Annotated in this window: 16 protein-coding genes; 3 read left to right on the forward strand and 13 right to left on the reverse strand. The window is 45.4% G+C overall.

Annotated elements, in window-relative coordinates; all coding sequences use genetic code 11:
• Window positions 1–112: 112 nt before the first annotated feature.
• Window positions 113–1,099, reverse strand: coding sequence for a hypothetical protein (locus PATL_RS07905; protein ID WP_011574382.1), 987 nt, complete (start codon window positions 1,097–1,099; stop codon window positions 113–115).
• 6 nt (window positions 1,100–1,105) lie between these two features.
• Window positions 1,106–1,843: a dienelactone hydrolase family protein gene (locus PATL_RS07910; RefSeq protein WP_011574383.1), complete on the reverse strand. Its 738-nt coding sequence runs from the start codon at window positions 1,841–1,843 to the stop codon at window positions 1,106–1,108.
• 146 nt (window positions 1,844–1,989) lie between these two features.
• Between PATL_RS07910 and PATL_RS07915 the strand changes: the two genes are divergently transcribed.
• The 3 genes from PATL_RS07915 to PATL_RS07925 all read left to right on the forward strand — a co-directional run bounded on the left by PATL_RS07915 (window position 1,990) and on the right by PATL_RS07925 (window position 3,079).
• Window positions 1,990–2,271: a pyrimidine/purine nucleoside phosphorylase gene (locus tag PATL_RS07915; RefSeq protein WP_011574384.1), complete on the forward strand. Its 282-nt coding sequence runs from the start codon at window positions 1,990–1,992 to the stop codon at window positions 2,269–2,271.
• Window positions 2,272–2,311: 40 nt separating this feature from the next.
• On the forward strand, window positions 2,312–2,659 hold the full coding sequence (locus PATL_RS07920; protein WP_011574385.1) for a hypothetical protein: 348 nt from the start codon (window positions 2,312–2,314) through the stop codon (window positions 2,657–2,659).
• Between the two features lie 78 nt (window positions 2,660–2,737).
• Window positions 2,738–3,079 (forward strand): hypothetical protein, encoded by a 342-nt coding sequence (locus PATL_RS07925; RefSeq protein ID WP_232283301.1) that lies wholly within the window; start codon window positions 2,738–2,740, stop codon window positions 3,077–3,079.
• A gap of 18 nt (window positions 3,080–3,097) precedes the next feature.
• On the opposite strand, the gene PATL_RS07930 is transcribed toward PATL_RS07925, so the two are convergent.
• The 11 genes from PATL_RS07930 to mrdA form a co-directional block, all read right to left on the reverse strand.
• Window positions 3,098–3,640 carry a cupin domain-containing protein gene (locus tag PATL_RS07930; protein WP_232283328.1) on the reverse strand — a complete coding sequence of 181 codons (543 nt, stop codon included), beginning with the start codon at window positions 3,638–3,640 and terminating at the stop codon, window positions 3,098–3,100.
• 169 nt (window positions 3,641–3,809) lie between these two features.
• Window positions 3,810–4,094 carry a hypothetical protein gene (locus PATL_RS07935; RefSeq protein WP_011574388.1) on the reverse strand — a complete coding sequence of 95 codons (285 nt, stop codon included), beginning with the start codon at window positions 4,092–4,094 and terminating at the stop codon, window positions 3,810–3,812.
• Between the two features lie 99 nt (window positions 4,095–4,193).
• The gene (locus tag PATL_RS07940; RefSeq protein ID WP_041713542.1) at window positions 4,194–5,099 is read right to left on the reverse strand and encodes a peptidylprolyl isomerase; all 906 of its coding nucleotides are present in this window, start codon (window positions 5,097–5,099) and stop codon (window positions 4,194–4,196) included.
• Window positions 5,100–5,487: 388 nt separating this feature from the next.
• Entirely contained in the window at window positions 5,488–6,450 is a 963-nt protein-coding gene (gene lipA / locus PATL_RS07945) for a lipoyl synthase (protein WP_011574390.1), read from the reverse strand.
• Entirely contained in the window at window positions 6,443–7,096 is a 654-nt protein-coding gene (lipB, locus tag PATL_RS07950) for a lipoyl(octanoyl) transferase LipB (RefSeq protein ID WP_011574391.1), read from the reverse strand. The genes lipA and lipB overlap by 8 nt, the downstream gene beginning before the upstream one ends.
• 61 nt (window positions 7,097–7,157) lie before the next feature.
• Window positions 7,158–7,424, reverse strand: coding sequence for a DUF493 family protein YbeD (gene ybeD, locus PATL_RS07955; RefSeq protein WP_198136279.1), 267 nt, complete (start codon window positions 7,422–7,424; stop codon window positions 7,158–7,160).
• Window positions 7,425–7,441: 17 nt separating this feature from the next.
• On the reverse strand, window positions 7,442–8,614 hold the full coding sequence (locus PATL_RS07960; protein WP_011574393.1) for a serine hydrolase: 1,173 nt from the start codon (window positions 8,612–8,614) through the stop codon (window positions 7,442–7,444).
• Between the two features lie 176 nt (window positions 8,615–8,790).
• Window positions 8,791–9,756: a septal ring lytic transglycosylase RlpA family protein gene (locus PATL_RS07965; RefSeq protein WP_011574394.1), complete on the reverse strand. Its 966-nt coding sequence runs from the start codon at window positions 9,754–9,756 to the stop codon at window positions 8,791–8,793.
• Window positions 9,746–10,864 (reverse strand): lytic murein transglycosylase B, encoded by a 1,119-nt coding sequence (gene mltB / locus PATL_RS07970; RefSeq protein WP_011574395.1) that lies wholly within the window; start codon window positions 10,862–10,864, stop codon window positions 9,746–9,748. Before mltB ends, PATL_RS07965 begins: the two co-directional genes overlap by 11 nt.
• Window positions 10,865–10,914: 50 nt before the next feature.
• Window positions 10,915–12,039, reverse strand: coding sequence for a rod shape-determining protein RodA (gene rodA, locus PATL_RS07975; RefSeq protein WP_011574396.1), 1,125 nt, complete (start codon window positions 12,037–12,039; stop codon window positions 10,915–10,917).
• A gap of 15 nt (window positions 12,040–12,054) precedes the next feature.
• The gene (gene mrdA / locus PATL_RS07980; protein WP_011574397.1) at window positions 12,055–13,986 is read right to left on the reverse strand and encodes a penicillin-binding protein 2; all 1,932 of its coding nucleotides are present in this window, start codon (window positions 13,984–13,986) and stop codon (window positions 12,055–12,057) included.
• Window positions 13,987–13,988: the final 2 nt, after the last annotated feature.

Raw genomic sequence — 13,988 nt, forward strand, 5'->3', positions numbered from 1 at the left:
AAAACTCGTAAGACTTAATTTAAGCGAATTGTAACCCAATAACTGGGCAAAAACCCTCTGAGAAAAGCGCTTAGCACAAACCGCTTAACATAAACCGCTTAATGCAAAGTGGTTAGGGTAAGGCCTTAACGCCCTCTGTTGGCGTGACATTGTTTGCAAACGCTTGGGGATAGAGCTGACGAGCTGGCAGGTTTTCAAATGAGGCAAGCAGCTCCGTGAAAACAGGTGCCCCGAGTAATCCATCTAGGTCATTCATTACTTGCGCAGCACTAGCGTATTGCTCATTACAGCAGAATTGATACTGGCTAATCAATTTGCTGAGCCGAGTATGGTGTTGTTCAGCCAATGCTTTATCTGCAAGTATGAAAAAATAAGCACTGCCCCAATAAGCGGCAGGGTATTGTTTTTGGCTCATTAATCGCCTAGCAATAGAGGCTGGCGTTAAGTCGCTGTTGAACCATTTCAAATGAGGGGCTATTTTATTTTGGTAATTTTGCTCCAACGAACCCTCAAGTATCCCTGCGTTCGCCATGATTTGATACTGCATAAAACTAGCGAATCCCTCGGCAAGCCAAGCATAGTTTCCGCCCAGATAGGGAAGCGCTAAATGGCTTATTTCGTGATAAATCGTCCAATCGCGAATGAATTTATCTTGCTGAAAACGGCTGTCCACGTGTAAATAGATACGCTGAGGTTTATCCCGTCGCGTGTAAGCCCAAGGTACAGGTTGATTAGATTTTTTAGGCACCAGATGAAATATTAAGCGTGATGGGTACACCCCTAAGGTATCTCGGGTGGCATTGACGCCTGTTTTCACCCATTGCTTTAATTTTTCTTTATCAGCGGCATTGAAACGCTTAAATCCGTGGATCTCAAACTGATCGAACTGCCCTGCATTTATTTGTCTTATTCTGCTTTCAACACGCTCTACTCGCGCGCTCTGGGTGTCTTCAAGCAAGGGGGCAGTCATTGCTTGGGTATCGAACAAAACAGCCAATAAGAGCAAATTAAAGCACAAAGAGCGGCGTCGAGGACTGCGGATAACCCGCGTGGAGTTGGGGGCGAGGCCCCCTGAAATTAGCTTTGCAGCGGATAGCATTGAAGATCAACTCAGGCAGCGGTTGAACATCTGTATCGCCATTTGGTAACACTCAAGAGCTAGAGCAGGATCGTATCTGTCACCTTCATCGCGCATAAATGCATGCTGGGCATTGAGCTCATGCCAAGTGAAGTTGAGGTTGTGATCTTGCATAGTGGCGTTGATCAGTTCTCTGCCTTCTCGGGATACGTGTGGGTCTTGTTTGCCAAAAATCATACACAGCTCAGCTTTAATTTTGGGGCATTGGCTCAAGGAGTCATTGCCATGAGCACAGGGTAAGGTGTTGGAGTGAATGTCTGTTGGGTATAAACAAAAGGCGCCGTCTACTCTTGGGTTCAAAGCAGCCCTAAAGGCAAGATGGCCACCAATACACACGCCCATAGAGCCCACCTTTGCATTGCAGTAGGTCTGTGAATCGATGAAGTTGAGCATGCTTTGGGTGTCGCTGTCGTGTTGCTCCAAAGGCTTGGCGAATTTATCCGCATTGCCTTTGTCTTTACCTATATCATCATAGGCAAGTACGGTCCCGGCTGGATTTAGCTCATGAAACACCTCGGGTACTAACACAACAAATCCGTGTCCTGCTAGCAGTTTGGCGCTGCGCGTTATTGGTGCTGTTTCTTGAAATATCTCAGAATAAAAGATAATGCTAGGATAAGCGCCAGCACTGACAGGTCGGTAAATTGACGTTTGCATATTGCCACTTGGCGTAGAAATAACGGCTTGATGAGATTGAATGATCATAGCTGATTGAAGTCACTGAATAAGGGTAGGCCTAAGAGTAAATCAAGGAAGGCTATCTTTGAAGAAAAAGATAGTATCGGCTGTGCAGGTGACCAGTAAAGCTGCTACATTAACGCCCGCAAAAATAATCTAACTGGAGTGGAACGATGTTTAACGTAAATGAATATTTTGAAGGTAACGTAAAATCTATCGCATTTGACACAGCAGTGGGTAACTCTACGTTAGGTGTTATGGCGCCTGGTGAGTATGAGTTTGCCACCTCACAGCATGAAACCATGAGCGTAGTCAGCGGTGCAATGACCGTTTTATTACCAGGCGAAAGTGAGTGGAAAACCCTTACCGCCGGTCAAGTGTTCACAGTAGATGCTAACGTGAAATTCAAAGCGCAAGTGTCAGTGAATACTGCTTACCTTTGTGACTATGTATAGTTGCTAAGAAACTAACTGTCGGTAAAGGCGAATAACGAACATGCAAAAAACGGTTAAGAAGCTCGATAACAATGTGATAAAAGCGTTGACCATTGTTTGTGAGCAAGCCAAACGAGAGGTGCCGGGCTTTGAATGGATTACCCATACAGCTAGCTACGACCGCTTCCCTGGTAGTTTAGCGGTCATTTGCGTGTTCAATACTCAGGCCTCGTTAGAACAAGCACAAATGCATGAACAGGATGTGTATTTGCGCCGCCAAATCCAAGCGCAATTGCTCAAGGTGGGGATTAAGTTGAAAGATGCTCGTCATCATGTGCGTTATGACACTGAGCAAGCATGTGAAGCGCAGAACAATGGCAATTGGCAGCTGCGTTTAAAGCAACACTGACAGATTCGGTTTTATGTTTAGGTAGTCTTGCCTAGGCCATATATTTATACCCAACTATGACATGATAAGAGCTTCCCTTTGAATAAAAACGTACCCGGTGCAACGGTGACATTTCGTTTTTTGAACCTGGACAAGATGCAAGCGTTTACCTTGGTAAGAGAAGTTGAGGGGGCTCACTATGTCGCCGCAGATGTTGCAGGTAAATATGTTGGAAGCGTGGAACTTGCAGAGCAACGATTTGATGAATTAAACATATTTTTTGTTCGTCAGCAGATAAATATTGCCGAGTGCGATATTCATATTGCTGCGGTGTTAAACCATAATGACCAGCAAGTAGCCGCGCCGCCGATGGTGAACAAGTTGCTAAAACACATCGACTGTCAATTGACGTTTTCTGTTATTAAAGGCGACCCAGTGTAAAGTCGCCTTCTATTGTCGCTAGTGCTTATTCTTATTCGCCAAGCGGTCTATTATCGTTTTATGTTGGGGGAATTTTTCGAGTAGTGCTTCACGGTTTATTTCTATCATATCTTCTTTTTCCCAACCGGGGGCTACCGCTTCACTGACCAAACCGTATGTGCCAGCAAGCAATTCAGCCGCTTTATAGGTTCCACCAGGAACGGCGAGTTGTAGTTGCTGACCGTTTTGGATATCAGGCCCAACGACCACTTTCTCGTATCGCCCATCAGGATAAATCATGTGATACGTGATTGGCGCACCCATATGATAAAACTCAATGCCATCAGAGTGCTTGGTGTGAAAATGATCAATGTTGTTGTCGTCGGTCAGCATGTAGAAAATAGCCGTCATAGTGGTTCTGTCACCTCGAGGGGTCGTGACTTTGTCTCTGTGATTGGCTTTGAATGTTTGGCGAAAATATCCTCCTTCAAAATGATGAGATAACTTGAGCTGAGATATGACTTGCTCTTTGCTCAGCTGGGGTACGGGGGGATTTGCTGCCATAAGCTCAGTGGTAAACATTGCGCTGCTTACTAGGCTAAGTGCTACCAGCGTTTTTTTAATCCTGAGAATAGCTGTTGATTTCGTTTTAGACGTTGCGTTGCGCTGCATGTTATCGTTTTTACCCTTGCTAGATGCGGTTTTTGTGTTGAGTATCTGAGGGAGCAGCTTAAATCTCGCGCCTGTCAGGTTATGATAGAGGTTGGACTGTTTCGTCCAAGGTTACTGTTTTGGCATCGACTCGATCAATTATTTTGATTATGGTGGTTTGTACGGTTTCATCTTTGCGAATATCGTTGTCGCTACTGAAACTTTCCGTCATTGGCGCGGCGTCTTCTTGCTCTATAAAGCTCACTTCCACTTTACTTGCTAGCGCACTCGTTTCACCAAAATACTGAATACTGATTATAGGGTACCCGTGAAAGCCACGTTTGACCCGTTTCTCGATACGTTTTTGCGCTTTATCTAGGTTCATTTTTTATCATCCGATAGGTAGATAGATTTTAAAATAGGCGTCACTAGTGTGATGTAGTTACTGCATTTGATGCTGCCATAAATACTATAGCAATGTGTATTATTCTACTATTCGAGTTTTCAAGTTGTAATAACACACATCTACATTGCCATTACCTTTGTAATGAAAAAATTCATTCTCCAATGTGCGTCCGAGCGCTATGCGAGTGGTAACGGCGTCAGAGTGTTCATCTTGCACCTGAACGTCAACACGCTGCTGCGCCGGAATATCATTGGCAAGCCTAGCCCAGACTATTTTGGTGCGCTTTGTTGGGTCTTCAATTACCCCGCTGGGGACATTCATTGAGGCGCGTTTAATACGTTGTACATGGTGCATACCGTAAATCACTTTTCCCAGCACACTCATGTTCCTATCAAGATGCCTTGGGGCTTGTCCGATGGCGATATAAAACTCGGAACTCGCGGTGTTAAGTCCATTGTTACGGCCAAATGCAACCACACCCGGGCAGTGCAATAACCACTCTTGGTGAATTGATGGGTCGCGACCTGCAGCAAAACCGTTTAAGAAACCTGTTTGCGGAGCCATAAACTCGCCAGTTTGCACCAACACGAACGGGTCATCGTCAGCGTTGCCTAAGCCATTATAACTACGAGTTAGTTCCGCTGGCAGCTGTTTAGTGTGTTCATGAGGCCTACTTTCTGTAACATCTCCCCCTTGAGCTACAAAGCCGTCAATCACGCGATAGAAGTCTAAACCATCGTAAAAGCCGTCTTTGATGAGCCCCTTAAACTGCGCAACATTGATAGGGGACATGAACGGTGCCAGCTCCATAATAACGAGCCCTGAGTCCAGCTGCATATAAACCAGATTTATTGATTCAGGTGTTCGCCATTGAGGTACGACGCGAGTTGAATTTTCTGTCTTGGCTACGCTGGCTACAGGGCTATTCGTTTGTGAGGACGTCGCAAATAGTGAAACGAATAGAGTGAAAATACTAAGTGTGATGGCGGTGAAGGTGTATTTATACCAACTCCATTAAATAATTAGCCACTCAGCGAAAATTTAAAGGGACTTAATCAAGGCGCTTGAATGAAGTAATAGTGGTTCTCTTTCGAGTTCGAGCAACGCTGAGAAAGTCCCTTTAAAATTCGCCCGGAGGGAATCCCCCTGCGGGTTCTGTACTGCGTTCTCGGTATTTGAAAGGGAACAGCCATTACTGCACACCGACACCTTGTCCAAAACCCGCAGGATGAATTCTGAGAGGGCAATTATTTAATGGAATTGGTATTAAGCATTGTTAAATTTATCTATTGGCGCAACAAGTTACGTTATAGAAACAAAAAACTCGCCGATTGGCGAGTTTTGTTTTTATATGCAAACAGTAGCGTGATAATTACTTAACTTCTACACCGGCTGCTTGCTTATCAGCATGGTAGCTTGAACGCACCATAGGGCCACATGCTGCGTGAGTAAAGCCGATCTCTTTCGCGATCACGCCAAGCTCGTCAAACTCCGTAGGATGCACATAACGCTTTAATGGGAAGTGGTGCTTACTCGGTTGTAGGTACTGACCAAGGGTAAGCATCTCAACATTGTGTGCGCGTAAGTCTTTAAGTACTTCTGCGATTTCTTCTTTGTTTTCGCCCATGCCCATCATTAAGCCTGATTTGGTGGGGATATCAGGATGTTGTTCTTTGAATTTCTTAAGCAAATCAAGTGACCACTGATAGTTTGCCCCAGGGCGACATTCACGGTAAAGGCGAGGGATGGTTTCCAAATTATGATTAAACACATCTGGCACGCCGTTTTTAAGGATCTCTAATGCTTTGTCCATACGACCGCGAAAATCGGGTACAAGTACTTCAATTTTAGTCGTTGGACTGTGCTCGCGAATAGCGTTTATGCAATCAACAAAGTGTTGGGCGCCACCGTCACGTAAATCATCGCGATCCACAGAGGTGATAACCACATACTTAAGTTGCATTTCAGCGATGGTCTTGGCTAATTTGACAGGCTCTTCTGCACTTGGAGGCAGTGGCTTGCCATGAGCAACATCACAAAACGGGCAGCGACGGGTGCATATATCGCCCAAAATCATAAAGGTCGCAGTACCATGGTTAAAACATTCAGCAAGGTTGGGGCAACTTGCTTCTTCGCACACCGAGTGCAAATTGTTTTTACGCAATGTCTTTTTAATATGATCGATACGATCCGTGGTGCGCGGTAAGCGAATTTTAATCCACTCTGGTTTGCGCAACATCTCTGCCTTTTCAGTGGGCATGATAGTGATCGGAATATGTTTAACTTTTTCATCATCCCGGAGTTTTTCTCCGGCTTGTGGACGTGCGTTACTCATCAAAACCTTCTTTGTTTTCGACGCTTGCAATACCAAGCAATGAACATAATTTTTCGGCGATAGCTGGGCCAGCAACCGCGAGTGAATCTGGCCCGCCTAATTGGGTGCAATCTACCATTTCTAGGCCGGCATAACCACAAGGATTAATTCGTTGAAAGGGTGCTAAGTCCATATTAACGTTCAGGGCAAGGCCATGAAAGGAACATCCTCGACGAATACGTAAGCCAATTGAACAGACCTTTTTGTTATCAACATACACACCAGGGGCATCTGCCTTCGGGTAAGCGTCTACCTTGTACTCTTTTAATGTATCAACAATGCAGCTCTCTAATGCGCTAACCAAGGTGCGTACACCTAAGCCGTGTCGCTTTAAGTTTAACAGCACATACATCATTTGTTGGCCAGGGCCGTGATAGGTGACTTGACCACCTCGGTCGACTTTTACGACTGGGATATCCCCTGGGGCAAGAAGGTGCTCTTCTTTACCGGCTTGGCCTTGTGTAAATACAGGGTCGTGTTCAACTAGCCATATTTCGTCTTGGCTGCTGCTGTCCCGCGAATCGGTAAAATCTTGCATCGCTTGCCAAATCGGAAAATACGCTTGGCGGCCGAGCTGGCGAATAATGACAGGGGTTGTGTCGTTCAAACCTTAGTGGTGTCCTATAGAAGAATAGCGCACAGACAGGTGCGCTATATATAGCTTGCTTTTAGAGAACTACACGAACCAATTCAAGCTTAGAAAGCTCAGTATAGATGGTTTCCATGTGCTCTTTGCTCGTTACACGCACGCTGATAGACAACGAATGGTAAGTGCCTTTTGAGCTCGGTTTTACACTGGGGGAATAGTCACCAGGTGCATGGTTTTGCAAGCAGTTGATGACATGATCCGGTAACCGTTCATCCGCTACACCCATGACCTTGAAGGTTTGGTGGCAAGGGAAGTCGAGTAATTTATCAAATTGGGTTTGCATAATATTCTGCTCAATTGGTCTTAGCTATCAAAGCCAAGTTGCAGTTTAACGAAGTCTACAAGGCGGTCAATCATACCGCCTTCTTTTACTTCTTGTAATGTAACCAAAGGATATTCGGCTACGTCTTCACCGTCTAATTGCAAGAATAACTTTCCAACTACTTCACCTTTAGCCAAAGGTGCTTCTAACTTCTTATCTAGCTCGAAGTTGGCTTCTAAATTTTTGCTCTGACCGCGAGGAATAGTAATGGGGGTGTCTTGTGAAATACCAAGATCTACAGTCTCTTTGTCGCCCATAAATATGCGGTGTGATACAAAGCTTTCGCCTGCCTGATACGGGGTGATAGTTTCATAGAATCTAAACCCATACTTAAGGAGCTTTTTGTTTTCAACTTTACGTGCACGCTCGCTATCAGCGCCCATGACCACCGCGATTAAACGCATATCGCCTTGGGTCGCTGAGGACACCAAGCTATAACCTGCATCTGAGGTGTGGCCCGTCTTTATGCCATCCACATTCAGGCTTTTATCCCACAATAAACCGTTACGGTTATATTGCTTGATGTTGTTGTAGGTAAACTCTTTTTCGCTATAAACCTTATACTCATTTGGCACATCTGTGATCAATGCGCGGGCTAAGGTCGCCATATCCCGAGGGGTCGTGTAATGGTCGGCATCTTGTAAGCCATGGCTGTTTACAAAGTGCGTTGACGTCATGCCTAACTTTTCAGCGTGCAAATTCATCATGCTGGCAAACGCATCTTCACTACCGGCAATGTGCTCTGCCATCGCCACGCATGCATCATTTCCCGACTGTACAATGATGCCGCGATTTAAGTCGCCCACCGAAATTTGTGTACCCACTTCGATAAACATCTTAGATGAATCAGGAAAGTTCTTGGCCCAAGCATTTTCTGAAATCGTGACCATGTCAGTGTCTTTAATATTGCCATTGGCGATCTCTTTGCCGATCACGTAGCTTGTCATCATTTTAGTCAAGCTTGCTGGCGGTATCTGAATATCAGAATTTTGCTCAGCAATCACCTTGCCGGTTTGAAAGTCGACTAAAATAAAGCCTTTAGCCGATACGGAAGGCGCGTCAGGTATGATGACCGCTGCACTCGCCGCATGAGAGAAAAAGGAAAGGGAGAAGCAGCTAAAGATGGCTAATATGAATGTCTTGGTGTTTCGCATGGACCTACCGTAATGTGATATTTGTTAAGAAAGTGGTGTTTGACGTGTCGCGCCTAAAACGATGGCTAATATATCAGTTTTTCAATAACTTTGCTGCGCTGACAACAAAAATTGTTACACAAAACAAAATCGTTAAAAAGCGCTCATAAGACAATCTTTTGGACGGAAAGTTTAACCTAGGGCTCATTCGAAGGATAAAACTTGTAAGCGTCGCTATATCCGCTTTTACGCAGCTGATTTAAGATCCCCAATGCTTCGTGCTCGGACGTAAATGGCCCAAGTCTTAAGCGATATAATCCTTCTTCAAGTGGTGCAACAAAAGGCACTTGATACAAATTTGCCAGGGCGTTACCAATTTTGGTAATTCGCTGATCGTTACTCAGGGCTGCTATTTGAATGAATACCTTTTCTTGGGTGGGTATTTCTGTAGGTGTCGCTATAGGCGGCGCAGATGCGACACTGGCTGAGTTTGGTGATGTAGCCGATGTTGTACCTAAAGCCGGTACGCGGGGCACTTGGGCGATTTGTACATTGTCGTTACGCATAGCATCATCTTTTAACGGAGTAGGTGGCTCAGATAAACCGTCACCCACTGTCTGCATACCTGCTTCGTCAATATGAATGACCTCTAGTTTAACTTGGGTAGTGCCTGTACTTAACATACCGAGTTTCATTGCAGCTGCATAAGATAAATCAATTATTCTTTTGTCATGAAACGGGCCTCGGTCGTTTACCCGGACTATGGCTTCGCGGCCATTTTTTAGGTTTGTCACTTTTACGTACGATGGCAGTGGCAATGTTTTATGAGCAGCACTCATGGCGTACATGTCGTAGGTTTCACCGTTGGACGTGAGATGCCCATGAAATTTCTGGCCATACCAAGAAGCGCCGCCAGTAGCTGAGTATCCTTTACCGGTTTTAAGAGGGGTATACTGCTTGCCTAAAACTGAATAGCTGCGCAAATTCGCAAGGGCGTAGGGTTCATACATAGGTTCGGCATCATCAAACTTTATTCCACCTCTAATCGCGCTGGGAGCGGAATCTTTATGCTGGCTGTAGCGGCTGCTATTTGAACTCGGCGAATTGGCGCAGGCCGCTATGAATGTGACCAGCATGATTAAAAACGCGTACTTAAGCATCATCTTGTGGACTCAGTTGTGCGTCTTTGTCTAACGAGTTGATGCCGCTGGCTAATTGTCGGCTAAATTGAAACGCGACCATTGCGTACAATTTGCTGTGGTTATAGCGAGTGATCACGTAAAAATTTTTCAATCCAAGCCAATAGTCGTGCCCGCTAGCTTGGGCAAAATCAAGTAATTTAGCGTCACTATCAGCTGCGATACCATCCCACTTATCTTGAGCTTTTTCGACCCCGACGCGCTTAGCTGTTTCGACATCAAGGCTAATATCTGCTTGTTGCAACTGGGCAAAGGTCTCACGATACTTAAGAGATTTTCTTAACCAAGGCTTTGCGTTTTCAGGCGTTACGTTTACTGGAAAAGCAATCGAATCACCTCGTTGCCAGCCGTTACGTTTAAAATAATTGGCGATACTGCCAATAGCGTCCACTGGATTATTCAGTAAATCGCGTACGCCGTCATTGTCAAAATCAACTGCATAATGGCGATAACTAGATGGAATGAATTGCCCCCAGCCCATAGCGCCTGCATAAGAGCTTTGTAACTGCTTGGCATCAAACTCCTCTTCATTCGCTAACAATATTAACTGAGCCAATTCTTTTTTAAAAAATGAGGACCGGGGCGGATAGTGAAAGCCCAGAGTGTAGAGGGCATTGAGCGCTGCGTAGCTACCTTTGTAGGTACCATAAAAGGACTCGATACCTAAAATAGCGACGATCATCTCTGCTGGTACACCATATTCTTTCTCTGCGCGGGCCAATGTTTCCCCGTGAGCTTGGTAGAATTCGAGGCCTTTTTGTAGTCTTTTCTCAGTCAAAAATATGGGGTAATACAGATGCCAAGGCTTTGCTTCCCAAGGTCGTTTTATCGCATCGATCACTGCTTGGTCTTTTTCAGCTTGGTTAAGTAACTGCAGCACCGTTTCGCGATTTAAATTGTGCTTTGTTACTATGGCGTCCAAGAAGGCAGTTTCTGCCTCAGGCAGAGATTGTGCACTACTTATTGGTGCCAATACTATTAGATGAAGAGCGAGCAATACATGGGGTACGCGGCGAAAAAGACGATTACATAAGGTTGAGAACGACACATTAGCTCCACAAAGTGACAACATTAATTTACCCACTGACATACTAAGTACATTAGCAAATCTATATATAAGTGTTAACGGGACAATAACCGTTTCTGGGTGGCGATGGCCATTAAAATGCCAAACCCTGCGAGTAAGGTGACCATGGATGTCCCTCCATAGCTTACGAGCGGCAAGGGCACACCGACTACGGGTAGTATGCCCGATACCATACCCATATTAACAAATACATAAACAAAGAATGTTAGCGTAATACTGCCTGCGAGTAGCTTACTAAAGGCATCTTGAGCGCGGTTTGCGATGATCATGCCGCGGATAACGATGAAAGTATAAATGGCCAATAAGCCGACCACGCCCCAAAAACCAAATTCTTCACTAAATACTGCAAAAATAAAATCTGTATGTCGCTCGGGTAAAAATTCTAATTGAGACTGAGTGCCTTGCAACCACCCCTTACCCTCGGCGCCGCCTGAGCCTATTGCAATTTGTGATTGAATAATATGGTAGCCAGACCCTAATGGGTCGCTTTCTGGATTGAGGAAGGTTAATACTCGTTGTTTTTGATAGTCCTTCATGAGGAAGTTCCACATGATAGGGCTGAATATGGATACCGCTAAGGCAATACCTCCGATGAAGCGCCAACTCATACCAGCAAGGAATAGTGCGAATATCCCTGAGCTGGCAATTAATAAAGAGGTGCCTAAATCAGGTTGTTGCGCAATCAACAACGTGGGAACGCCTACCAAAATAAAGCCAAATAATATGTGCCTTAATTTCGGGGGAAGGTTAAATTGACTGATGTACCAAGCCACCATCATGGGAACGGCAAGCTTCATGATTTCTGAAGGTTGAAAACGCACTACCCCTAAGTCCAACCAGCGCTGAGCGCCTTTTCCTACATGGCCGAATACGATCACCGCAACCAACATGGCGATCCCGAGTATATAAAAATAAATAGATAACTTTTGGTAGGCTAACGGTGGAATTTGCGCCACGGCCAACATGACCCCAAGCGCCAACCCGAGTCGAATAAGTTGACGGTCAATGAGTTGCCAGTCTTGGCCCCCGGCAGAATATATAGTTACTAAGCCAACGGCCATCAGTACCAGCAACCCGATGAGTAGCGGCCCGTCACAATGTATGCGATTGAGCAAAGAACGCTTATTGGGGTCAAGCTTGGTGCGTAGCATCATATTCATAACAATCGTCAGTGCCTAATGAGTGTGTGAAGTGGTTTGATGGGCGACATCTTGCGATACTTCCCGTTCTTTTACGTCTGGTTTAGGCGCAAACTCTCGCTCTTCAAAGTATTTATCCATCATCATTCTGGCCAAAGGAGCGGCTTGTGAGCTACCGCCACCGGCATTTTCAAGCACCACGGTAACGGCAATTTCCGGTTTTTCGTAGGGCGCAAAACCCACGTACATGGCATTGTCGCGCAAGTTTTCAGCCAAGCTCTCGGCATCATATTTTGCATCTTGGGCGATGGCCACCAATTGTGCTGTACCGGTTTTACCTGCCGACACATAGGGTGTATCAACAAACGCACGACGAGCCGTACCGGTTTTGCGGTTAACTACGCCGTACATGGCATCTAGTACAGTGTCCCAGTTTTTGTCATTTTTAATGTCCATCGGGCGGCGCTCTTTGCTGCCCTCAAGAACCACTTCACTGTTAACGTATTTTCCGCGCAATATCTGCGGAATATAACGATGTCCGTGATTGACTAAGGTGGTGATAGATTGTGTCAATTGGATAGGAGTGACGGTCCAATAACTTTGGCCAATGCCCACGGGAATGGTATCGCCGATGTACCAGGGTTGATTGAATCGAGCACGCTTCCAGCCACGGCTGGGCATGTTTGCATCTGACTCTTCGTGTAAATCTATGCCGGTGTAATCGCCGAAACCAAATTCAAACATGTTATCGCTGATTTTATCGATACCTAACCGATAAGCCAGATCGTAAAAGTAGATGTCACAGGATTGTTCTATGGCTGAGGTTAAATCAACCCACCCATGTCCCCAGCGTTTCCAGTCTCGCCACACGTGTTCTACATTTTTTAGGCGATATTTGCCGTTATCGAAAATGCGCGTTTTTGGGGTCACTGTGTTCTCTTCTAGGCCAACTAAGGCTAAATGAGGCTTTATGGTTGAAGCTGGAGGATACTGACCTTGCGTGGCGCGGTTAATCAGTGGGCGCCCATTTGAATTTAATAACGCGCTGTAATTTTTACTGCTAATACCGTGAACGAATAAGTTGGGGTCGTAGCTAGGGCTACTGAACATGGCCAACACACCACCGTCATCTGAATCAAGCATTACGATGGTACCCTTGTCACCATCTAAAATGCGCTCTGCTTCTTGTTGCAGTTTCAAATCGATATTTAGGACGATATCTTGCCCTGGAACGGGAGGGCTAAAGTTGAGCGTGCGGATCACGCGCCCTTGGTTGTTGACCTCTACCTCTTGATAACCTACCTGACCATGCAGAATATCTTCGTGGTACTTTTCAACCCCAAGTTTTCCTATGTCATGGGTTGCGGCATAATTTGCTTCAAGGCCTGCTTCGCTAAGCTTTTGTAGATCCTTTTTATTAATTTTTGATACGTAACCCAGTACATGGGTTAATGTTTTTCCGTATGGATAGTGTCGTGTTAAGCGAGCTTCTACACTCACTCCTGGGAACTTGTGTTGATTGGCAGAAAAAAGGGCGACTTCTTCTGGAGTCAAACGTTTACGCAAAGACACGGGTTTGAAGCGTCGATTGCGTTTTATTTCTCGATAAAAGTCGGTGATTTCGTCTTCGTCCACATCGAGTAATACGCTCAACAGGCCAAGCGTTCTCTCTAAATTATCTACCTTTTCAGGAATGACTTCCAAGTTGAAAACGGGACGGTTTTCAGCCAACAGAGTGCCATTTCTGTCGTAAATTAACCCGCGGTTCGGCGCGACTGGCAATATTTTTATGCGATTGCCATTAGAGCGCGTTTGATAATCTTCAAAGCGGGTGATTTGCAGGTAGTATAGGTTGCTCAATACCATGGCAATCATCATGAAAATGACCAACATAGCGATGACCGTACGCCGAGCAAAAAGGTTTGCTTCAGCGGTGTGGTCTTTAATCGTTACACGATGACGAGCCATGA

Source organism: Paraglaciecola sp. T6c (assembly GCF_000014225.1).
Taxonomy (GTDB): domain Bacteria; phylum Pseudomonadota; class Gammaproteobacteria; order Enterobacterales; family Alteromonadaceae; genus Paraglaciecola; species Paraglaciecola atlantica_A.

Bases quoted from the DNA above. Each gene is read 5' to 3' on its own strand.
- PATL_RS07965 (WP_011574394.1), bottom strand. From the start codon at position 9,756: ATGATGCTTAAGTACGCGTTTTTAATCATGCTGGTCACATTCATAGCG.
- mrdA (WP_011574397.1), bottom strand. From the start codon at position 13,986: ATGGCTCGTCATCGTGTAACGATTAAAGACCACACCGCTGAAGCAAAC.
- rodA (WP_011574396.1), bottom strand. From the start codon at position 12,039: ATGAATATGATGCTACGCACCAAGCTTGACCCCAATAAGCGTTCTTTG.
- PATL_RS07960 (WP_011574393.1), bottom strand. From the start codon at position 8,614: ATGCGAAACACCAAGACATTCATATTAGCCATCTTTAGCTGCTTCTCC.
- mltB (WP_011574395.1), bottom strand. From the start codon at position 10,864: ATGTTGTCACTTTGTGGAGCTAATGTGTCGTTCTCAACCTTATGTAAT.
- PATL_RS07905 (WP_011574382.1), bottom strand. From the start codon at position 1,099: ATGCTATCCGCTGCAAAGCTAATTTCAGGGGGCCTCGCCCCCAACTCC.
- PATL_RS07930 (WP_232283328.1), bottom strand. From the start codon at position 3,640: ATGTTTACCACTGAGCTTATGGCAGCAAATCCCCCCGTACCCCAGCTG.
- lipA (WP_011574390.1), bottom strand. From the start codon at position 6,450: ATGAGTAACGCACGTCCACAAGCCGGAGAAAAACTCCGGGATGATGAA.
- PATL_RS07920 (WP_011574385.1), top strand. From the start codon at position 2,312: ATGCAAAAAACGGTTAAGAAGCTCGATAACAATGTGATAAAAGCGTTG.
- PATL_RS07915 (WP_011574384.1), top strand. From the start codon at position 1,990: ATGTTTAACGTAAATGAATATTTTGAAGGTAACGTAAAATCTATCGCA.
- PATL_RS07935 (WP_011574388.1), bottom strand. From the start codon at position 4,094: ATGAACCTAGATAAAGCGCAAAAACGTATCGAGAAACGGGTCAAACGT.
- PATL_RS07910 (WP_011574383.1), bottom strand. From the start codon at position 1,843: ATGATCATTCAATCTCATCAAGCCGTTATTTCTACGCCAAGTGGCAAT.